This window comes from Sphingomonas glacialis (genome assembly GCF_006439055.1).
GTDB lineage: Bacteria > Pseudomonadota > Alphaproteobacteria > Sphingomonadales > Sphingomonadaceae > Sphingomonas > Sphingomonas glacialis_A.
In genome coordinates, this window is sequence record NZ_RCZC01000002.1 from 109,712 (window position 1) to 130,421 (window position 20,710).

At 67.9% G+C, this 20,710-nt stretch carries 21 protein-coding genes; 11 read left to right on the top strand and 10 right to left on the bottom strand.

The window, feature by feature from the left end; genetic code table 11:
- The first annotated feature begins 42 nt into the window (after positions 1–42).
- Complete coding sequence (locus EAH76_RS04305) at positions 43–1,623, top strand: long-chain fatty acid--CoA ligase (protein ID WP_140848576.1); 1,581 nt, start codon at positions 43–45, stop codon at positions 1,621–1,623.
- A gap of 136 nt (positions 1,624–1,759) precedes the next feature.
- Here EAH76_RS04305 and EAH76_RS04310 read toward each other — a convergent pair whose 3' ends face one another.
- Positions 1,760–2,053 (bottom strand): DUF167 domain-containing protein, encoded by a 294-nt coding sequence (locus EAH76_RS04310; protein ID WP_140848578.1) that lies wholly within the window; start codon positions 2,051–2,053, stop codon positions 1,760–1,762.
- Complete coding sequence (locus EAH76_RS04315) at positions 2,050–3,123, bottom strand: PA0069 family radical SAM protein (RefSeq protein ID WP_140848580.1); 1,074 nt, start codon at positions 3,121–3,123, stop codon at positions 2,050–2,052. The genes EAH76_RS04310 and EAH76_RS04315 overlap by 4 nt, the downstream gene beginning before the upstream one ends.
- A 56-nt stretch (positions 3,124–3,179) precedes the next feature.
- On the opposite strand from EAH76_RS04315, the gene EAH76_RS04320 reads away from it, so the two are divergent.
- Positions 3,180–3,518, top strand: coding sequence for a VOC family protein (locus EAH76_RS04320; RefSeq protein ID WP_140848583.1), 339 nt, complete (start codon positions 3,180–3,182; stop codon positions 3,516–3,518).
- Between the two features lie 9 nt (positions 3,519–3,527).
- Here the strand turns inward: EAH76_RS04320 and EAH76_RS04325 are convergent, their stop codons facing one another.
- The 4 genes from EAH76_RS04325 to EAH76_RS04340 are packed head-to-tail and all read right to left on the bottom strand — an operon-like array spanning position 3,528 to position 6,925.
- The gene (locus EAH76_RS04325; RefSeq protein WP_140848585.1) at positions 3,528–3,854 is read right to left on the bottom strand and encodes a hypothetical protein; all 327 of its coding nucleotides are present in this window, start codon (positions 3,852–3,854) and stop codon (positions 3,528–3,530) included.
- A gap of 2 nt (positions 3,855–3,856) precedes the next feature.
- Positions 3,857–4,384 (bottom strand): molybdenum cofactor biosynthesis protein B, encoded by a 528-nt coding sequence (moaB, locus tag EAH76_RS04330; RefSeq protein ID WP_140848588.1) that lies wholly within the window; start codon positions 4,382–4,384, stop codon positions 3,857–3,859.
- Positions 4,374–6,176, bottom strand: coding sequence for a lytic transglycosylase domain-containing protein (locus tag EAH76_RS04335; protein WP_140848590.1), 1,803 nt, complete (start codon positions 6,174–6,176; stop codon positions 4,374–4,376). Before EAH76_RS04335 ends, moaB begins: the two co-directional genes overlap by 11 nt.
- A complete protein-coding gene (locus EAH76_RS04340) occupies positions 6,173–6,925 on the bottom strand; it encodes a uracil-DNA glycosylase (RefSeq protein WP_140848592.1) in 753 nt (250 codons plus the stop codon). Before EAH76_RS04340 ends, EAH76_RS04335 begins: the two co-directional genes overlap by 4 nt.
- A 147-nt stretch (positions 6,926–7,072) precedes the next feature.
- Here EAH76_RS04340 and EAH76_RS04345 point away from each other — a divergent pair, with 147 nt between their 5' ends.
- The 7 genes from EAH76_RS04345 to EAH76_RS04375 all read left to right on the top strand — a co-directional run bounded on the left by EAH76_RS04345 (position 7,073) and on the right by EAH76_RS04375 (position 15,322).
- The gene (locus EAH76_RS04345) at positions 7,073–8,716 is read left to right on the top strand and encodes an electron transfer flavoprotein-ubiquinone oxidoreductase (protein ID WP_140850357.1); all 1,644 of its coding nucleotides are present in this window, start codon (positions 7,073–7,075) and stop codon (positions 8,714–8,716) included.
- A 120-nt stretch (positions 8,717–8,836) separates the two neighbouring features.
- The gene (locus EAH76_RS04350; protein WP_140848594.1) at positions 8,837–9,661 is read left to right on the top strand and encodes a 4-(cytidine 5'-diphospho)-2-C-methyl-D-erythritol kinase; all 825 of its coding nucleotides are present in this window, start codon (positions 8,837–8,839) and stop codon (positions 9,659–9,661) included.
- Between the two features lie 205 nt (positions 9,662–9,866).
- The gene (locus EAH76_RS04355; RefSeq protein ID WP_140848597.1) at positions 9,867–10,601 is read left to right on the top strand and encodes an N-formylglutamate amidohydrolase; all 735 of its coding nucleotides are present in this window, start codon (positions 9,867–9,869) and stop codon (positions 10,599–10,601) included.
- Between the two features lie 9 nt (positions 10,602–10,610).
- A complete protein-coding gene (gene ilvD, locus EAH76_RS04360) occupies positions 10,611–12,332 on the top strand; it encodes a dihydroxy-acid dehydratase (protein WP_140848600.1) in 1,722 nt (573 codons plus the stop codon).
- Complete coding sequence (locus EAH76_RS04365) at positions 12,319–12,720, top strand: hypothetical protein (protein WP_431357972.1); 402 nt, start codon at positions 12,319–12,321, stop codon at positions 12,718–12,720. Before ilvD ends, EAH76_RS04365 begins: the two co-directional genes overlap by 14 nt.
- Complete coding sequence (locus EAH76_RS04370) at positions 12,717–14,141, top strand: NAD(P)H-hydrate dehydratase (protein ID WP_140848604.1); 1,425 nt, start codon at positions 12,717–12,719, stop codon at positions 14,139–14,141. Before EAH76_RS04365 ends, EAH76_RS04370 begins: the two co-directional genes overlap by 4 nt.
- A complete protein-coding gene (locus EAH76_RS04375; RefSeq protein ID WP_140848607.1) occupies positions 14,138–15,322 on the top strand; it encodes a class I SAM-dependent RNA methyltransferase in 1,185 nt (394 codons plus the stop codon). Before EAH76_RS04370 ends, EAH76_RS04375 begins: the two co-directional genes overlap by 4 nt.
- Here EAH76_RS04375 and truA read toward each other — a convergent pair.
- Both truA and fmt read right to left on the bottom strand, forming a co-directional pair.
- Positions 15,313–16,053, bottom strand: a complete 741-nt coding sequence (gene truA / locus EAH76_RS04380; RefSeq protein ID WP_140848609.1) for a tRNA pseudouridine(38-40) synthase TruA — start codon at positions 16,051–16,053, stop codon at positions 15,313–15,315. The two genes, EAH76_RS04375 and truA, sit on opposite strands and share 10 nt — an antisense overlap.
- On the bottom strand, positions 16,050–17,015 hold the full coding sequence (gene fmt, locus EAH76_RS04385) for a methionyl-tRNA formyltransferase (RefSeq protein ID WP_140848611.1): 966 nt from the start codon (positions 17,013–17,015) through the stop codon (positions 16,050–16,052). Before fmt ends, truA begins: the two co-directional genes overlap by 4 nt.
- A gap of 169 nt (positions 17,016–17,184) precedes the next feature.
- Between fmt and recR the strand changes: the two genes are divergently transcribed.
- Both recR and def read left to right on the top strand, forming a co-directional pair.
- On the top strand, positions 17,185–17,781 hold the full coding sequence (recR, locus tag EAH76_RS04390; protein ID WP_140848613.1) for a recombination mediator RecR: 597 nt from the start codon (positions 17,185–17,187) through the stop codon (positions 17,779–17,781).
- Positions 17,782–18,044: 263 nt separating this feature from the next.
- Entirely contained in the window at positions 18,045–18,575 is a 531-nt protein-coding gene (gene def / locus EAH76_RS04395) for a peptide deformylase (RefSeq protein ID WP_140848615.1), read from the top strand.
- A 95-nt stretch (positions 18,576–18,670) separates the two neighbouring features.
- Here def and EAH76_RS04400 read toward each other — a convergent pair whose 3' ends face one another.
- Positions 18,671–18,994, bottom strand: coding sequence for a hypothetical protein (locus EAH76_RS04400; RefSeq protein ID WP_140848617.1), 324 nt, complete (start codon positions 18,992–18,994; stop codon positions 18,671–18,673).
- A gap of 31 nt (positions 18,995–19,025) precedes the next feature.
- Positions 19,026–20,687 (bottom strand): formate--tetrahydrofolate ligase, encoded by a 1,662-nt coding sequence (locus EAH76_RS04405; protein WP_140848619.1) that lies wholly within the window; start codon positions 20,685–20,687, stop codon positions 19,026–19,028.
- Positions 20,688–20,710 lie beyond the last annotated feature (23 nt).

Genomic DNA, 20,710 nt, shown 5'->3' on the forward strand with positions numbered 1-20,710 from the left:
GCCCTCCCCCAACCCCTCCCGTAAACGGGAGGGGAGTTTAAGATGCTCGGTGGAATGCAGGATTTCGAATTGCGGGTGCCGCGGCTCCTCGACCACGCCGCGCGCGAGCATGGCCGGCGCGAGATCGTCACGCGCTGGGCCGATGGCAGCGAGACGCGCAGCAGCTGGGCCGGTGTGGCCCACGACGCCAAACGCCTCGCGCAAGCGCTAGAGCGGCTCGGTATCGCCCCCGGTGACCGCGTCGCGACGCTCGGCATGAACCACGGGCCGCACCTCGTCGCGTGGTACGGCACGATCGGGATGGGCGGGGTGGTGCATACCATCAACCCGCGGTTGTTCGACGAACAGCTCGTCTACATCGCCAACCACGCCGAAGATCGCGTGCTGCTCTACGACAAGCAGTTCCAGCCGCTGGTCGATCGGCTCAAGCCGCTCTGGACGAGCATCGAGCACTATATATGCTTCGACGACGGGACGTTCGATGCGTTGCTCGAGGCCGAGACCGGCGCCTATCCCTGGGTCGAGGGTGGCGAGCGCGAACCGTGCATGCTCTGCTACACCAGCGGCACGACGGGCAACCCCAAGGGCGTGCTCTACACCCACCGCTCGACTTTGCTCCACGCGATGCATGCCGCCTCGCCCGCGGTAATGACGCTCAGCGCTCGCTCGACCGTCTTGCCGATTGTCCCACTGTTCCACGCCGCCGCTTGGGGCCTGTGCTTCGCCGCGCCGCTTGCGGGCACCAAGCTCGTCTTCTCGGCGGTCAACGATGCCGCGGTGCTGTGCGGCCTGATGAACCGCGAGCGCGTCACGCTGGCGGGCGGCGTGCCGACCGTCTGGCTCGCCTTGTTCCAGCATATCGACGCGACCGGCGAGCTGCCACGCACGCTCGAAGCGATCACCGTCGGCGGATCGGCGGCGCCGCGCGCGATGATTGCGCGCTTCCTCGATATGGGGATCAAGGTGATCCATCTGTGGGGAATGACCGAGACGTCGCCCGTCGCGACCGCCGCCGCGCCGCCGCCGGAGTGGGACGAACTCTCGCGCGACGACCAGCTCGACCTGCTCCAGAAGCAGGGCAGCATTCCGTTCGGGATCGAGCTGCGCGTGCTGGACGATAATGATGTCGAGCAGCCGCGCGACGGCGTTTCCTCGGGGCGGCTGCAAGTCCGTGGGCCCTGGATCGTCCAGCGCTATTTCGGCGCGGAGGAGGATGCGGTCGATGCCGACAATTGGTTCGACACTGGCGACGTCGCGGTGCTCCACCCCGACGGCACAATGCAGATCACCGATCGCGCCAAGGACGTGATCAAGTCGGGCGGCGAGTGGATCTCGTCGGTCGATCTCGAGAACGCTGCAGTCGGCTGTCCCGGCGTCGCGGAAGCCGCGGCGATCGGGATCTATCATCCCAAGTGGGACGAGCGGCCGCTGCTGGTAGTCGTCCGCAAGCCCGACAGCACGGTTGGCGCCGCCGAGATCCGGGCGCATCTCGGCGAGCATGTCGCGAAATGGTGGCTTCCCGACGAGATCGTCTTCGTCGACGACCTGCCGCACACCGCGACCGGCAAGATCCTAAAGACCGCGCTGCGCGCCCGCTTCAAGGATCATGTGCTGGCGCAGTGAGATCGCTGCGCCCATGTATCGGCGCGATGGAAACACCGCTCCCCGGCGCAGGCCGGGGCCCAGTAGCCATGGCGGGGATCATCGAACGTACCGCCCGCCTTCGCCGGGGAACTGGCTCACGTAACCGGAACCGAACCTAGCGCGCGACCTGCACGACCTTGTCCCGCGCGGTCGCCCCGCGCACCAGCGTCAGCGCCGATTTCGGACAGCCGAGCGCTTCAGCGAGTAGCGCGAGGATCGCGTCATTCGCCTTGCCATCCTCGGGCGTGACCGTCGTGCGCACGCTCAGCACGCGCGGCGCCCCCGCTGCCGGCAACACCACCGTGTTCGCGCTCGCATTGGGCGTCGCGCGAACCGCGATCTGGCCGCGCTCGTCGACCAAAGCGAGCACCGCCGCACGGTCAGGCAGGCGATGTTTGACGCGGCTCATCCGAACAAATCCCCCTGCGGCCCCGCCGGCGGGCGGAACAGCTCGCTGCGTAGCGCAATCCGTTCGACATTCATCCCATGTTTGCGACACGCGATCTGGAAGCGCGTCCGCAGCAGTTCCGCCCACGGCCCGCTGCCGCGCATCCGCGTGAAGAAGCCCGGATCGTTCTCACGCCCCTCGCGGATCGAGGCGATGATCGCCATCACCTTGCTCGCGCGGTCGGGAAAATGCGCGTCGAGCCACGCCTTGAACAGCGGCGCCACCTCCCAGGGCAGCCGCACCGGGATGAACGACACCGAGCGCGCCCCCGCCTCGGCCGCCCGCTCGATCAGATGCTCGATCTCGTGATCGGTGATCGCCGGGATCACCGGCGCGATCGAGACGTGCGTCGGGATCCCCGCCGCGACAAGCGCGCGCACCGCCGTCAACCTCCGCGTCGGGGTCGGCGCGCGCGGTTCCAGCGTCATCGCGATCTTCGGATCCAGCGAGGTGAGCGAAATCGCCACCGCCGCCAGCCCCTTCGCCGCCATCGGCGCGAGCAGATCGATATCGCGGACGACGCGGTCGGACTTGGTGGTGATCGTCAGCGGATGGTTGGTCTCGGCCAGCACTTCGAGACAGGCGCGCGTGATCCGCCAGTCGGTCTCGATCGGCTGATACGGATCGGTATTGGTGCCGAACGCGATCGGCTGCGCGACATAGCCGCGCTTCCCCAGTTCGGCGCGGAGCAGCTCTGCGGCATCGGGCTTGGCGAACAGCTTGCTCTCGAAATCGAGCCCGGGCGAGAGATCGTGGAAGGCGTGGGTCGGCCGCGCGAAGCAATAGATGCAGCCATGCTCGCACCCGCGATACGGGTTGATCGAGCGATCGAAGCCGATGTCGGGCGAGCTGTTGCGGCTGATGATCGTCCGCGCGCGCTCGACCGTCACCGTGGTGCGTAGCCGTGGCGGTGCGCCGTCGAGCCCCTCGCGATCATCGAGCCAGTCGCCATCCATGGCGCGTTCTGGCAGGTTGAAACGGGCGCTTTCGCGGTTGAGCGTAGCGCCGCGCTGGGGGCGTTTGTCGGCCATTGACATCGTGTAGCGAGCATATCAGAACGTAACAAGAACATTAAAGGGGGCGGGTTATGGCGCGACTGAACTATCTCGAGCTGCCGGTGCGCGACACCGCCACGGCCAAGGCCTTCTATTCGGCGGCATTCGGCTGGCAGTTCAGCGATTTCGGGCCGACCTACGCCGCGACGACGACCGGCGGCACCGAGGTCGGTTTCCAGGCCGATCCCGCCGAGGCGACTGCCGCGCCGCTGCCGGTCATTGAAGTCGAAGATCTGGAAGCCTGCGAAAAGAAGGTGCGCGACGCGGGTGGCGAGATTACCGTCGCGATCTTCGCTTTCCCGGGGGGACGGCGCTTCCATTTCCGCGATGTCGCGGGGCACGAACTGGCGGCGATGCAGGCCGGAGCGTGATTGGGGCGGTTATTTGTGCGCGTCGAGATAGGCGCGCGCATTCCGTGCGGTAGCGCAATTCTTACGCTGATGCGCACACGCGCTTTCGAGCGCCTCGACCACCTTGCGCTGCTCGTCGAGAACATGCGGGTCCGCGATGACCGAAGACGAGAAGACGTTGCGGAAGCGGTGTTCCGGTGATGCGGGGGCGGTGCTGCCAGACTGCTTTTGCGGCCGTTGTGGGTCGGCCTGTTGTCGGCCCAGCAGAATGCCCGCGTAAAACACGACGAGGCCGCCAAGGACGGCCAAGCAGATAATAATCCTGCGACGGGCCACCCGCGGCGCGGGCTGGTTCATCGCTACCGCTCGCGCAACCGCGGCATCAGTTCGACGAAATTGCAGGGCTTGTGGCGGCTATCGAGCTGGCTCTCAAGGATCCCGTCCCAGCCATCCTTCACCGCCCCGGTCGAACCCGGCAGCGCGAAGATGTACGTGCCACGCGTCACGCACGCGCAGGCGCGCGACTGGACCGTCGAGGTGCCGATCGTCTTGAAGCTCAGCCAGCGGAACAGCTCGCCGAACCCCGGGATCATCTTGTCGGCGACGCGTTCGATCGCCTCGGGCGTGACGTCACGCCCGGTCACGCCGGTGCCGCCGGTCGAGATGATGCAATCGACCTCTGGATCGTCGATCCAGCGATGGAACGTCGCGACCAGAAGATCGGCGTCGTCCTTGACGATCTCGCGCGCCGCCAAAACATGGCCCGCGTCCGTCAGCCGAGCAACCAGCGTGTCGCCCGACCGATCATCGGCCAAACCGCGCGTGTCGGAAACGGTGAGAACGGCAATCCGGACGGGAAGAAACGTTGCGCCTTCGTCAATTGGCACTGGCGACCGCCTTGCTCGGAAGGCTTGCCGAAGCGCGATAGCCGTTGCTCGAGGTCAGCCGCACCGCGGTCGCCCCCGGCAGGCCGGGGAAGCGCGGCCACATGCCCTGCGCGAGTGCCGCGCGGCTGACCGAAGCCGGCTTGCCGGTCTGCGCCTCATAGACCCAGTAATTGCGCAGCACGGTGGTGACGTAGCCGCGCGTCTCCCAATAGGGGATCGATTCGATGTAGAGCAACGGATCGCCGCCATCGCGGGTCTGCGCGTTCCACAATTCGACCGGGCCGGGGCCGGCATTGTACGCGGCGATGACCTTGGGCAGCAGCCCCTCGGTGCAATGCTGGTCGCGCAATTGCTCCAGATAGCTCTGGCCGACCTCGAAATTGGTGCCGGGCCGCGACAGCGCGCTGCGGTCGAAGCTGCGGCCCTGCTTGCGCGCGATATCGGTCGCCGCGCGCGGCATCACCTGCATCAGGCCGTATGCGCCCGCCGGGCTCACCACGTCGGTGCGGAAGCGCGATTCCTGGAGCGTGTGCGCGAACACCAGCGCCTTGTCGACGCGCCAGCCGCCATCGGGAGTCCAATTGGGCGCGGGGAAGCGCGCCTCGAGCGGCGGGGTCGCACCGACCGGGCCGTTGTGCGACAGCCACACCTGCGTCGCGGGCAGATCGAGCGCTGCCGCCACGCGCACCAGAGCGGGATATTCGGAAGGATCGCCGATCCGCGCCTGCTGGCGGATCACCGTATCAGCGAGGCCGTTCTCGCCGATCTCGACGAGAGCGGCTGCGACGCGGACATTGGGGCGACGCCCGACCTGCTGCCAGTCGCTCGCCGCCGACAGCGTCACGGCGCGATTGGGCGCGTCCTTGATGCCGAGCGCCTGACGCGCCAGCAGACCGTAGAAGGTCTCGCGATATTGCGCGGCGTTCTTGAGGCGGTTCTCGATCCGGTCGGGTCGGCCGCACTGCATGTCGGCGCGTGCGGTCCAATAGAGCCCCGCGGCGCGCAGTTCGATATCGCTCGCGCGGGCAGCGACGCTCTGGAACAGCTCGCCCGCCGCGGCGCAGTCGCGCTGGCGCCATGCGGCGAGTGCGCCGACCCAAACCGCCTCGACCGCGAAATCGCCGTAGCCGCTGCCGGCACGCGCCGCCATCGTGCGGGCGTTGGTGTCGTCGCCCGCGAGATAATACATCCAGGCGATCTTGCGCTGCCATTCGGTCATCGAATCCGACGACAGGCCAGGCGTCGATTCGAGCAATTGCTGCGCTTCGAAGCCGCGATCTTCCTTGATCAGCGGCTGCATCTTGAGCGCGAGCTCGACCGCGAGCATGTCGCCAGTGCCGAAGCTCTTCGCGCGCTTGCGGGCCGGTGCGCCGTCGATCCAGCGCAGCGCCCGCGCCTCGGGCAAGGGCGGCAGGCCAACGCCACCGCGCGACGCCGCCATCGTCAGCAGCTGCTTGGCCTGCGGCAATTCAGGCGCATCGGCGAGCAGCTTCATCAGCGGGTCGAGCTCGGCCTTGGGCGATCCCTTGGCGGTGAGCAGTTCGGCTTCGGCGATCGCATGGAGCGGGCCGGGCTTGAGCGCGGTGAGCAGGAGCTGCGCATCCTGCCACTTCTGCGCGCGGATGCTCGCAAAGACCGCGCGATAGCCGTCGCGCTGTTCGGGATCGAGCTGGGTCGGGATGATGCTGCGCTGGCTGGTCTGGACAGAGGCCATCGGCGGTTCGCCGGCCGCCTGTGCGATGCCGGGCACCGCCAGAAGAAGAGCGGTGAAAATGGCCCGCTTTGCGCTCATGCGCTCAACCCTGCGATCAACATCTGTAAATCCTTCCACGCCCGGGCCTTTTCGGCCGGGCGTTCCAGCAAGAGCCGCGGATGGAAACTGGCCACCACATCGACCGTCACAGCCGGCATGCCATCCTCTAGGTTAATTGGGTGTAAACTACCGCGGGCATGCGCGACGTCCATCCCTGTCAACGCACGGCTCGGCGCATTTCCCAGCACGAGCAGCCGCGGCGGCTTCACCAAGGCGACGTGATGCCGTGCGACCTCGACAATCCGCTGCTCGATTTCGGGCGCGATCCGCCCCGCCGTCGGGCGCTTGCTGCACATCGGCACTAGGTAGACCGAATCGCGACTCTGGCCGATCGCGGCGAGCATCCGGTCGAACAGCCGCCCGACCGGCCCGCTGAACAGGCTGCCCGATTCGCCATCTTCGCGGTCGGGCACGTCGGTCAAAATCATGATCCCGGCCGACGGATCGCCCGAAGCGCCGATCGGATCGCCACGCCATTCGGCCTCGGGCGCATCGGCACCGGCGCGCCAGGTCAGGAAATCCTCGAGCGTGCGCGGCAGCGGCAGGACGACCGGTTCCGCTACGGCGGTAACGCGTGCGCGCTGCTCGGGCACGACGACGGGCACGGCCGGGGCGGCGGTCCAGTCGCGCGGCGCCTCGTCGACCAGCGCATCGATACCGGCGTCGCGCCACCATTCGAGCGCGCTCGCCGCGGCCATCCGCCAGTCGATATTTTGGTCAGCCCCCATATGGCGCTATAGGTACCATGTTGACGCGAAGGTCAATTCGCTGGCACGCGCAGCAGGACAGGAAGTGCCGCGTGCGCGACGAGACCGACGCGATGGCACCCCGGATGGAGATGTAAATTGAGCGAAGGCGAAAACCACCGCGAGTCCATGCCGTACGATGTCGTCATCGTCGGCGCCGGACCGTCCGGCCTGTCGGCAGCGATCCGGCTGAAACAGGTGGCGGCCGAGAAGGGCGCCGAGCTGTCGGTTTGCGTGCTCGAAAAGGGCTCGGAAGTCGGCGCGCACATCCTGTCGGGCGCGGTGATCGATCCCAAGAGCCTCGACGAATTGCTCCCCAACTGGCGCGAGGACGGCTGTCCGCTCGCCGAGGTGCCGGTCACCGAGAACCATCACTGGGTGCTGAGCAAAGGTGGCAAGCGCAACCTGCCGCACTTCCTCACGCCGTCGTTCATGCACAACAAGGGCACCTATACCGGCAGCCTCGGCAATCTGTGCCGCTGGCTCGCGGGCAAGGCCGAGGAGCTCGGCGTCGAGATCTTCCCCGGCTTCGCTGCCGCCGAGATCCTCTACAATGACGACGGTTCGGTAAAGGGCGTCGCGACCGGCGACATGGGCGTCGCGCGCGATGGCACGCACAAGGGCGACTATACGCCGGGGCTCGAGCTCCACGCGAAATACACCTTTTTCTCGGAAGGGTGCCGTGGCCATCTGACCAAGCAGCTGCTGCGCACCTTCGATCTGGCGAAGGACAGCGACCCGCAGGTCTACGGCCTCGGCGTCAAGGAATTGTGGGACATCGATCCCGCGCTGCATTCGCCGGGCCGCGTGATCCACACGCAGGGCTGGCCGCTCAGCGAGACGCACGGCTCGAACGGCGGCGGCTGGATCTATCACCAGGCCAATGGCCAGGTGTCGATCGGCTTCGTGACGTGGCTCAACTACACCAACCCGTATCTCTCGCCGTTCCAGGAGATGCAGCGCTGGAAGACGCATCCCGAGATCGCGGCGCTGCTCAAGGGCGCCAAGCGCGTCAGCTACGGCGCGCGCGCGATCAGCGATGGCGGGCTGCAGTCGATCCCCAAGCTGGTGATGCCCGGCGCGGCGCTGATCGGCGACAGCGCGGGCTTCCTCAACGTGCCGCGGATCAAGGGCACGCATACCGCGATGAAATCGGGCATGCTCGCCGCCGAGGCCGCCGCCGATGCGATCCTCAGCCAGCGTGAACATGACGAGCTCGCCGCCTATCCCGCGGCGTTCGATGAGAGCTGGGTGAAGAAGGAGCTGTCGGTCGTCCGCAACGTCGTGCCGCTGGTCAAGAAGTTCGGCGATTTCGTCGGTTCGGGGCTCGCCGGCGTGACGATGTGGCTAGAGCATTGGGGGCTCAAGGTGCCCTTCACGCTGCACCATCATCCCGATCACGAGAGCCTGTGGCGCAAGGATCAGGTCCAGCCGATCGTCTATCCCAAGGCCGACGGCGTGCTGACCTTCGACCGCCTGTCCTCTGTGTTCATCTCGAACACCAATCACGAGGAGGACCAGCCGGTCCATCTGACGCTCAAGGACGCGGATGTTCCGGTGCAGTACAATCTGCCGACTTATGACGAGCCGGCGCAGCGCTATTGCCCGGCGGGCGTGTACGAGATCGTCGGCGAGGAAACCGGCGATCCCAAGTTCGTGATCAACGCGCAGAACTGCGTCCACTGCAAGACCTGCGACATCAAGGACCCGACGCAGAACATCAACTGGGTCGTGCCCGAGGGCGGCGGTGGGCCGAATTATCCGAATATGTAAGGCGCGCCGGGCAAGGCGCAGCCAAGCTGCGTCGCGCCTCAAGGCGCGCCCGGCCGGCGGCGCCCGAAGCGCCGTCCGACGACGCGGCTTCGCCGCGGCGCTCTCAACCGGACGAAGCGAATGATTACCGAAACCGCCCCCGCCAAGATCAACCTAGCGCTCCACGTCCGCGCGCGCCGGTCGGATGGCTATCACGAGCTCGAGACGCTGTTCGCCTTCGTCGCCGACGGTGACACGGTGACGCTCGCGCCGGGGCCGCTCTCGCTGTCGATCACCGGCCCGTTCTCCGCGGGCCTGAGCGGTGGAGGCGACAACCTCGTCTTCCGCGCCGCCCGCGCTTTCGCTGCCGCCTTCGACCTACCGGAGGAAGGCGCCTTCACGCTCGACAAGCACTTGCCCGTCGCCTCGGGGATCGGCGGCGGCTCGGCCGATGCCGCCGCGGCGCTCCGCGCGCTCGCCCGCGCGAATGCCATCGCGATCGACGACCCCAAGCTGTTCGACATCGCCGCCGCACTTGGGTCGGACGTCCCGGCGTGTCTGCTCGGCCGCACCGCGTTGGGGCAGGGGCGGGGCGAGCGCCTGGTTCCCTTAGACGGCCCTACCGGAATGCCGGTGCTGCTCGTCAACCCAGGCGTCGCGGTGTCGACCGCCGCGGTCTTCAAGGCATGGGACGGCATCGATCTCGGCGCGATGCCCGAAGGCGACGTGCTCGACGTAGCGCTCGCCGCACGCAACGACCTCGAGCCGCCCGCGCGCCGGCTCGCGCCTGAAATCGACGGCGTGCTCGCGCTGCTCGCCGAGGGCACGCCGCTGCTCGCGCGCATGTCGGGCTCGGGCGCGACGTGCTTCGCGCTCTATGCCACCACGGCCGAGCGCAGCGCGGCCGCCGAGCGGATCCGCGCCGCGCAGCCCGGCTATTGGTGTCTCGAAACGACACTCGCGTGACACTTGGCCGCGTCATTCTGGGACATGCGCTCGTCCGCCAGCGCCGAAATCGACGGAAAACCGCGATTGGCGCGGCGCTTGCTGTGCTAAGGCAAGATGGGTCCGCCGCCCGCCGCGGTGCGCCCGTTGATGGTCCATGGCCCCGCCGTGCGCCATTCCCCGGCCGGGGTGGTGATATCGATTTCACCGCCCCGGTCGTGACCCCATGACGCTGCCCCACATCATCCCCGGCAAACCCCGCGGCATCCTACTGGTCTGCGATCACGCGTCGAATGCGGTGCCCGACGGCATCGATCTCGGCATCGCGCCCGCGCTGCTCGAAAAGCATATCGCGATCGACATCGGCAGCGCCGCGCTGACCGAGTCGCTTGCGTCAACGTTGCAAGCCCCCGCCTTGCTTGCCACGCTGTCGCGGCTGGTGACCGACCTCAACCGCCCGACCGACCATCCCGGCCTGATCCCGCTATCGAGCGACGGCCATGCCATCCCCGGCAACGCTACCGCCGACCGCACCGACCGGGTCGCCCGCTTCCACGCGCCGTATCACGACGCGCTCGCCGCGCTGATCGTCGAAACGCAGCCTGTGCTCGTCGCGGCAATCCACAGCTTCACGCCGCGGCTCGAACAGGGCGACGGTGGGCCGCGCCCATGGGAAATCGGCATCCTGTCGAACACCGACCGCCGCGCAGCCGATCTCGCACTGCCACTGCTCGCGGCGCAGGGCCTCGTCACCGGCGACAACGAGCCCTATTCGGGCCAGCTGCTCAACGCGACGCTCGACCGCCACGGCGAGGACAATGGCATCGCCAGCCTGTCGATCGAAATCCGCAACGATCTGATCGCCGACCCCGCTGGCGTACGGCGTTGGACCGCGATCCTCGCGCCAATCTTGCGCGATATCAGCAACAGACTTGCGTCGGGCGATCTTCCTACGCAATAGGCTGTCGCCATGACTCGCACCTTCGACAAATCCAAGCTCCCCAGCCGCCACGTCTCCGTCGGCCCCGAGCGCGCCCCGCACCGCAGCTATTATTACGCGATGGGAATCGCCGAGGAGGATATCGCCAAGCCGTTCGTCGCGCTCGCGTCCGCCGGCAACAACTCCGCACCGTGCAACACCACGCTCGATGCGCAGGCCGATGCCGCGCAGGCCGGCGTCATCTCGGGCGGCGGCATGCCGCGGCGCTTCAACACGATCACCGTCACCGATGGCATCGCAATGGGGCATCAGGGGATGAAATCCTCGCTCGTCAGCCGTGAAGTGATCGCCGATTCGGTCGAGCTCTCGGTCCGCGGGCATTGCTATGACGCGCTGGTCGGCTTTGCCGGCTGCGACAAGTCGCTCCCCGGCATGATGATGGCGATGCTCCGCCTCAATATCCCGAGCATCTTCGTCTATGGCGGCTCGATCCTGCCCGGCAGCTATCACGGCAAGGACGTTACGGTCGTCGACGTGTTCGAGGCGGTCGGCCAGTTTGCCGCGGGCTCGTGCCCGCTGCAGGAACTGATCGAGCTCGAGAAGGTCGCGTGCCCCGGGCATGGCGCCTGCGGCGGCCAGTTCACCGCCAACACCATGGCGTGCGTCGGCGAGGCGATCGGCCTGTCGCTGCCCAATTCGAACATGATGCCCGCGCCCTATCGCGGTCGCGACGAGATCGCGCGCGCGGCGGGCGACCAGGTGATGGAGCTCGTCGCGCGCAACATCCGCCCACGCGACATCTGCACGCGCGAGGCTTTCATCAACGCCGCCCGCGTCGTCGCGGCGACCGGCGGCTCGACCAACGCCGCGCTGCATCTGCCCGCAATGGCGAACGAGGCGGGGATCGACTTCGACCTGTTCGATGTGGCGGAAGCTTTCAAATCAACGCCGTACATCGCCGACCTCAAGCCCGGTGGTAAGTATGTGGCCAAGGACATGTACGAGGCCGGCGGCGTCTACATGCTGATGAAGACGATGCTCGCGGGCGGCTTCCTCGACGGGAATTGCCTGACCGTCACCGGCAAGACGCTCGGCGAGAATATCGATCAGGTCACCTGGAACCCCGACCAGAAGGTCATCTACGACGTCAGGGCGCCGCTCTCGGCGACCGGCGGCGTGGTCGGCCTGCGCGGTTCGCTCGCCCCCGATGGCGCGATCGTCAAGGTTGCCGGGATGCACCGGCTCCAGTTCACCGGCCCGGCGCGCGTGTTCGATTGCGAGGAAGACTGTTTCGCCGCGGTCGAGGCGCGTTCGATCAACGAGGGCGAAGTGCTCGTGATCCGCTACGAAGGCCCCAAGGGCGGCCCCGGCATGCGCGAAATGCTCTCGACCACCGCCGCGCTCTACGGCCTCGGCATGGGCGAGAAGATCGCGCTGATCACCGACGGCCGCTTCTCGGGGGCGACGCGCGGCTTCTGCATCGGCCATGTCGGCCCCGAAGCCGCCGATGGCGGCCCGATCGCGCTGATCGAGGATGGCGATTCGATCCGGATCGACGCCGAGGCGGGCACGATCGACCTGGATGTCCCAGCCGATGTGCTCGCCGAGCGCAAGGCGGCGTGGCAGGCGCGCGTCAACGATTATCAATCGGGCGTGCTGTGGCGCTATGCCAAGACCGTCGGCCCGGCGTATAGGGGCGCGGTCACGCACCCAGGAGCCAGTGCCGAAACCCATGTCTATGCGGATATCTAGCGGAGCCTTGCTGCTTCTCGCGCTCGCTGCTTGCGGCGAGCCCAAGACCGACAAGGCGACGCTCGCCAAGGCCGAGGCGGAACAGCGCGCGCGCGCCGACGACAGCGGCAACATCGTCTGCGCGCAACGCGGTTCCAACGATTTCGCGCGCGTCTGCACGGTCGATCGCACGCAGAGCGCTGACGGGCTGGTGCTGACGCTGCGCCATCCCGACGGTGCGTTCCACCGCTTGCTGGTGACGCGTGACGGGCGCGGCGTGATCGCCGCCGATGGCGCCGAAAAGGCCGTCGTCAGTGTCATCGGCAGCGGCGAGATCGAAGTGGCGCTCGGCGGCGATCGCTATCGTTTGCCCGCGACCGTCAAGGGCAAGGCCGCCACGGCGTCATGATCCGAAGCGACGGGCAGCCGATCGTCGGCGCGGCGGCGATGCGCGCCGTCGAGCAGCACGCGATCGATGCCGGCACCAGCGTCGAAGCGCTGATGGAGCGGGCCGGCGCGGCGGTCGCCGAAGCGGTGCGACGGCTTGCGGGCGGCGCGCCCGTCCTGATGCTGTGCGGGCCGGGCAACAACGGCGGCGACGGCTATGTCGCGGCGCGGCTGCTGAAGGCGAACGGGCTCGACGTCCGCCTGGCCGCCCTCAGCGACCCCAAGACCGAGGCCGCAAAGGCCGCGCGCGACGGCCGGGATGGCCCAGTCGAGGATTTCGCGAAGCTTGCCCCCGATGCCAGCCACGGCGCGGTGCTGGTCGATGCCCTGTTCGGCACCGGCCTTACGCGTCCGCTCGCGGCGGAGACCGCGACGCTTTTATCCATGCTGACCCGCCACGCGCTTCTCGCGATCACCGTCGATGTGCCGAGCGGGGTCGATACCGATAGCGGCGCGATACTCGGGAAAGCGGAGATTGCGCCCTATGCGCTGACGCTCGCACTCGGTGCGCTGAAACATGCACATGTTCTTCAACCCGCTGCGGTTTTGTGCGGCGCGGTGCGCGTGCTCGATATCGGGCTCGACGCGACCGCGAGCCACGACTGGACGCTCGCGCGGCCCAAGCTCGCGCAACCGACCCCGGCGATGCACAAATATTCGCGCGGGCTCGTCGTCGTGATCGGCGGCGCGATGCCCGGCGCCGCCGCGCTCGCGGCAAGCGCCGCGATGCATGTCGGCGCCGGCTACACCGTTTTGCTCGGCGCAGCGCCCGACATGCCGCACGCGCTCGTCCAGCGTGCATGGTCGCCCGAGGCATTGGCCGCAACACTCGACGGCAAGAAGCCCGAAGCGACCGCGATCATCGTCGGCCCTGGGCTCGGCAAAGGCGAGGACGCCGCTGAAAAGCTCGAGCACGCGCTGGCGAGCGGCTATCCCCTCATGATCGACGGTGACGCGCTCCACCGCCTCGACGCTGCAATGTTCGACCGGATCAAGGCGCGTGACGCCGACGCCCCCGTCGTGCTCACCCCGCATGCTGGCGAGTTCCACGCCGTGTTCGGCGCCTATACCGGCAGCAAGATCGACGCCGCCCGCGCCGCCGCCGCGCGCTCGGGTGCCATCGTCGTCTTCAAGGGCCCCGACACCGTGATCGCCTATCCCGACGGTCGCACCCGCACCGCGACCCAGGCCAATCCCTGGCTCTCGACCGCCGGCACCGGCGACGTCCTGGCAGGCACGATCGGCGGGATGCTCGCCAGCGACGCACCGCACCCGGTCGAGGCGGGGGTGTGGCTCCACGCCGAAGCCGCGCGGCGGCTCGGCGCGGCATTCCTCGCCGATGATCTGGCGGTAGAACTTTCCAAAGTAAGGGGCGCCCTGTGAGCGACGTCATCGTTCGAGTTGCCGCCCGCGGCGACGGCATCACCGCCGACGGCCGCCACGCCGCCTATGCGGCCCCCGGCGACACGCTGACCGCCGACAACGTCGTCGTGCCCGGCCCGCATCACCAGCCCCCGCCATGCCGCCACTTCCCCGTCTGCGGCGGCTGCCAGCTCCAGCATCTCGACGATGCGAGCTACGCCGATTTCCTCACCGACCGCATCGCCGGTGCGCTCGCCGCGCAGGGCCTGACCGCGCCGATCCGCCCACCCGCGCTATCGCCCACGCACACCCGCCGCCGCGCGACGCTGCATGCCGAGGCGAAGGGCGGGGGGCTCCAGCTCGGCTTCAGCGAGCAAGCGAGCCACGCGATCGTCGACCTGCGCGAATGCTGGATCCTGACGCCGACGCTGTTCGCGCTCGTCGCCCCGTTGCGCAAGCTGCTCGCCCGCGCGCTGAAGGGCCGCGCGCGCGTCCATCTGACCGAGCTCGACCAGGGCATCGACGTGCTGATCGAAGGCACGATCGCCGATGGCCTCGCGATCGCCGAAGCGATCACCGCCTTCTGCAGCGCGAACGGTGTCGCACGGCTCGCGATCGATGACGGGATCGGCCCCGAGACGCGCTGGGAGCCTGAGGCGGTGACGATCACGCTCGGCGGCGTCGCAGTGCCGTTCCCGGCCGGCAGCTTCCTCCAGGCGACGCAGGAAGGCGAGGCCGCCCTCGTCGCGGCGGTGCGCGAAGCGATCGGCGATGCCAGGATCAGCGCCGATCTGTTCGCCGGGCTCGGCACCTTCGCGCTGTCGCTGCCCGGCAAGGTCTATGCCGCCGAGGCCGGGCGCGACGCGATCTTCGCGCTCAAGGCGGGGGCGGCGCAGGCGGGACGGGCGGTGTTCGCCGAGCATCGCGACCTGTTCCGCCGCCCGCTGACCTCGGCCGAATGCGACCGCTTCGCCGCAATCGTGCTCGATCCGCCCCGTGCCGGCGCGAAGGAGCAGATCGCGCAGCTGGCAGGCTCAAAGATGCCGGTGATCGCCTATGTCTCATGCAATCCCAGCAGCTTCGCACGCGATGCTGAGATCCTGTCGAAGGGTGGCTACACGCTCGACTGGATCCAGCCGGTCGGCCAGTTCCGCTGGTCGACGCATGCCGAACTCGCCGCGCGGTTCAGCCGTCAGGGATAGTCGGCGCGCAGGAAGTAGAGCCCATCGGGCGGCGCATTGAGCCCGAGCCGGGTGCGGTCGCGCGCCTCGAGCGCGGCGGCCATGTCGTCGGGCGACCATTTCCCCAGCCCGACGAGCGACAGTGAGCCGACCATCGAGCGCACCTGATGATGCAGGAACGACCGCGCCGAGGCGAACACGCTGATCCGGTCACCCTCCGCGACGACATCGAGCCGGTCGAGCGTGCGGATCGGGCTGTCGGCTTGGCAATGCGCCGCGCGAAAGGTGGTGAAGTCATGCCGCCCGACGAGCCGCGCCGCGCCCTCGGCCATCGCTTGTGCATCGAGCGGGGCAGGGACGCGCCATGCCAGCCCGCGCTCTACCGTCAGCGGCGCGCGGCGCGTGACGATGCGGAATTCGTAATGCCGCCGAATGCATGAAAAGCGCGCGTGCCAGTCGTCGGGAACGACGTCGCACTCGACGATCGCGACCGGATCGGGACGGACCAGCGCGTTGAGCGCTTCCATCAGCCGAAACGGCGTGATCTCGCGCGCGACATCGACATGCGCCCGCATCCCCAGCGCGTGAACGCCCGCATCGGTCCGCCCCGCGGCCTGGACTGCGACGGTCTCGCCGGTGACGGCATGGACCGCGCGCTCGATCGACGCCTGGACGCTCGCGCCATTGTCCTGCCGCTGCCAGCCGACGAACGGGCGCCCGTCATATTCGACCGTCAGCGCGAAACGCGTCAAAGCTGTGTCCCCGCAGGGATCGCAAAGCCACGCAGCAGCTCGCCAGCGGTCATGACGCCACGCCCCGCGCGCTGGAGCAGGGTCGGCCGGATCGCGCCGTCGCCGCACGCAATCGTGAGCAGATCGTCGAGCACCACCCCGCCGTCGCCCCGACGGAGGCCGGGGCCGTCCGGTTGCTCGGATTCGCTGTCCTCATGCAGATCCCCGCCTTCGCCGGGATGACGGATTTGCGCCGCCAGCACCTTGATCCGCTCGCCCTGAAACTCGAAGAACGCCCCGGGCACCGGATTGAACCCGCGGACCTGCCGCTCGACTGCAGCGGCGCTCTGCGTGAAATCGAGCCGCGCCTCGGCCTTGTCGATCTTGGCGGCATAGGTCACGCCGTCCCCGGGCTGCGCGACCGGCGCAAAGGCGTCGAGATCGCCCAACACCTCCACCATCAGCCGAGCACCCATAGCGCTCAGCTCATCGGTCAGCACACCCGCCGTCTTGGCATCGACCGGCGTCGTATCGCGCAGCAGCACCGGTCCGGTATCGAGCCCGGCCTCCATCTGCATGATGCACACCCCCGTCGCGGCATCGCCGGCAAGGATCGCCCGCTGGATCGGCGCCGCGCCGCGCCAGCGCGGCAGCAGCGAGGCATGGACGTTGAGGCACCCACGCGCCGGCGCATCGAGCACCGCGCGCGGCAGGATCAGCCCGTAGGCGGCGACCACCGCCACATCCGCGCCGAAGCCGGCGAACTCCGCCTGCGCTTCGGCATCGCGAAATGTCACCGGCGTGCGCACCGCGATCCCCAGCGCCTCGGCGCGCGCCTGGACGGGCGAGGGGGTGAGCGCCTTGCCACGCCCGGCGCGCCGAGGGGGCTGGCTGTACGAGGCGACGACGTCATGCCCGGCATCGACCAGCGCCTGAAGCACCGGGACCGAGAAATCGGGCGTGCCCATGAAGATAATCCGCATGCTGGCGCTTTGCGATCGGGCGGCCGTAAACACAAGACTTCGTCGCCCCGGCGCAGGCCGGGGCCGCTGCGTTAGGCGCGAATCCGGCGTTGCGCGCCGCAAACCGGCCCCGGCCTCCGCCGGGGCGACGGATAGTGACGAACGTCGTTCCGCCCCCTATCTCTGGGCGATGGCCTCTCCCGAAATCGAAGCACTCACGCAAGCGCTGTCCAAACTGCCCGGCCTCGGCCCGAGATCGGCACGGCGGGCGGTGCTGCATTTGCTCAAGAAGCGCGAGGGGGCATTGGCGCCGCTGCTCAATGCTTTAATGGCGGTCGAGGAAAACCTCTCAACTTGCTCGATTTGCGGCAATATCGACACGACCAACCCCTGCGGCGTATGCGCCGACCCACGCCGCGATGGGCGCGCGCTCTGCGTCGTCGAAGAGGTCGCCGATCTCTGGGCACTCGATCGCTCGCGGCTGTTCCCGGGGCGCTTCCATGTGCTCGGCGGGCGGCTGTCGGCGCTCGAGGGCGTTCGCCCGGAAGATCTCGCGATCGAGTCGCTCGTCCGCCGGATCGCCGATGGCGGCATCGACGAAGTCGTGCTGGCGATGAACGCCACGCTCGAGGGCCAGACCACCGCGCATTATCTCGCCGAGCGGATCGAGCGTTTTCCGATCCGGATTACCCAGTTGGCGCATGGGCTGCCGGTTGGGGGCGAACTCGATTACCTCGATGAAGGCACCCTGGCACAGGCGCTCCGTGCGCGGCGGCCGGTTTCGTAGGAAGATTTTGTTCGCGCGGAGGCGCGGAGACGCGGAGAGAAGAAAGAAGAAGGGGCTCCCGTGGTGTGGCGGTCTGTAGCAGGGGTAGCCACGCGCGTAATGCTGCCCGCTTCGCGGGCGCTCTCAACGAGGCCTACCTCTCCGCGCCTCCGCGCCTCCGCGCGAACAAAATTTCTTCCTTCTTTGTGGCTTTGCGTCGTCGCACGCGCCCATCTTCAGCCGGAAAGCTTGACGCACGCCGCGACCTTTCCTAGCTCGCGGGAATGGCTGTCCTAGAAATCCTCGAAGTCCCGCACCCCGGCCTCCGCGCCGTCGCCAAGCCCGTCGAAACGGTGGATGACGCCGTGAAGAAGATCGTCGCCGACATGTTCGACACGATGTACGACGCGCGCGGCATCGGTCTGGCGGCAACGCAGGTCGGCATCGAGCAGCGCATCGTCGTGATCGACCTGCAGGAGCCCGAGTCCGAGGAAGAAGACGCCAAGCCGGTCCGCAAGCCGCTCGTCTACATCAACCCCGAGCTGATCTCGGTCAGCGAGGAAACCTCGTTCTACAACGAAGGCTGCCTCTCGATCCCCGAGCAATATGCCGAGGTCGAGCGCCCGACCGGCTGCCGCGCGCGCTGGCTCGACGAGCAGGGCGCCGCGCACGAAGGCGATTTCGACGGCCTGCTCGCGACCGCGCTGCAGCACGAGATCGACCATCTCAACGGCGTGCTGTTCATCGATCACATCTCGAAGCTCAAGCGCGACATGCTGCTCAAGAAGCTGACCAAGATGCGCAAGACGGCCTAATCGCCGGGGCCGATCCCGTATCGGCATGCCGGAGCGGGCGGCCGACGATACAAGACCCAATCCGTATCCGTCGGCAACGCCATCCAGCGTAGAGATTACCCCAATTCGGTGAGTTCAGCAGGCATGGCCGAGGTTCCGGTTATCCTTGCGATCAGCCGTTCTAGTAAGTGAATCCGCGCCTCGAGATCGCTTATCTTGCCCGAGGCAGACAGTCCTCCAAGGATAAACCCTCCCGAGACGCCGATACTCCCTGCCGCGAACATCGATATCAGCACGAACATCGGCGAAAACGGTCCCATCGCGCGGCCCTTTATCTGGCTTATCCTTGCGGCATGCCTGAGACGTACCAAGGAACCTTGGATTTCGGTAGTCTTATCAGGTTGATGCACTTTATCGTCGCTCCGCACGGGCGCGACCATGCGGAGCGCATGCTCGAAACCGGATCCCCCATCAGAACAGCCCCTCGATCTCACCCCCAGCCCCAAACCTAATCCCCTCCGCCGCCGGAACCCGCGGCAGCCCGGGCATCGTCATGATCTCCCCGCAGATCGCCACCACGAATCCCGCGCCCGCGCTGAGGCGCACCTCGCGCACCGGCACGACATGCCCGGTCGGCGCGCCGAGCTTGGCCGGGTCGGTCGAAAAGCTGTACTGCGTCTTGGCCATGCACACCGGCAGATGCCCGAACCCCGCCGCCTCGAACCGCGCGAGCTGCGCCAGCACCGAAGGCTCGGCAACGGCTTCCTCGGCACGATAAATGCGCGTCGCGACGGTGGTGATCTTGTCGAACAGCGACAGATCGTCAGCATAGAGCGGCGCGAATTGCGACGGCGCATCCGCCAGCGCCGCGACCTTCTCGGCCAGCTCGACAGCCCCCGCGCCGCCCTCGGCCCAATGCGAGCACAACACCGCCTCGCATCCTTGGGCGCCCGCGATCTCGTGAATCACCGCGACTTCCTCGGGCGTATCGCCGTCGAAGCGGTTGATCGCCACCACGACCGGCACCCCGAACGCGCGGACATTCTCGATATGCCGCGCGAGGTTGACACCACCGCGGCGTACCGCCTCGGCATCGGGCGCGCCGAGATCGGCCTTGGCCACGCCCCCGTTCATCTTGAGCGCCCGCACCGTCGCGACGATCACCGCCGCCGCGGGCTTCAACCCGGCCTGGCGGCACTTGATGTCGAAAAACTTCTCCGCCCCCAGGTCCGCCCCGAACCCCGCCTCGGTCACGACATAGTCGGCCAGCCCCAAAGCGGCGCGCGTGGCGATCACCGAGTTGCAGCCATGCGCGATATTGGCGAACGGCCCGCCATGGACGAACGCCGGCGTGCCCTCGAGCGTCTGGACGAGGTTGGGCTTGACGGCTTGCGCGAGCAGCACCGCCATCGCGCCATCGGCCTTGAGATCGCGCGCCGTCACCGGCTGCTTGCCGCGCGTATAGGCGACGACGATCCGCCCGAGCCGTGCCTCGAGATCGTGCAGGTCGCTCGCCAGACACAGGATCGCCATCACCTCGGAAGCGACCGTAATGTCGAACCCGCTCTCGCGCGGATAGCCGTTGGCCGGCCCGCCGAGCGACTGGGCGATGTCGCGGAGTGCCCGGTCGTTCATGTCGAGCACGCGCCGCCATACGATCCGCCGCACATCGATATCGAGCGCATTGCCCCAATGGACATGGTTGTCGATCATCGCCGCGAGCAGATTGTGCGCCGAGGTGATCGCGTGGAAATCGCCGGTGAAGTGGAGGTTGATGTCCTCCATCGGCACCACCTGCGCATACCCACCGCCGGTCGCGCCGCCCTTGGTGCCGAAGCACGGCCCGAGCGACGGCTCGCGCAACGCGAGCATCGTCTTGCGCCCGGTGCGGTTGAGCGCATCGGCGAGCCCGACCGAGGTGGTCGATTTACCTTCGCCCGCAGGCGTAGGGTTGATCGCGGTGACGAGGATCAGTTTGCCCTGCGCCACGGGGGCGGGGAGCGCGGCCAGATCGATCTTCGCCTTGTGATGGCCATAGGGCTCAACCGCTTGCGGAGGGATCCCGGCTGCGGCGGCGATCGCGCCGATGGGTTGCAGAGTGGCGGCGCGCGAGATCGCGATGTCGGTGAGCATAGGAAGGCCCTACCAAATCCCGC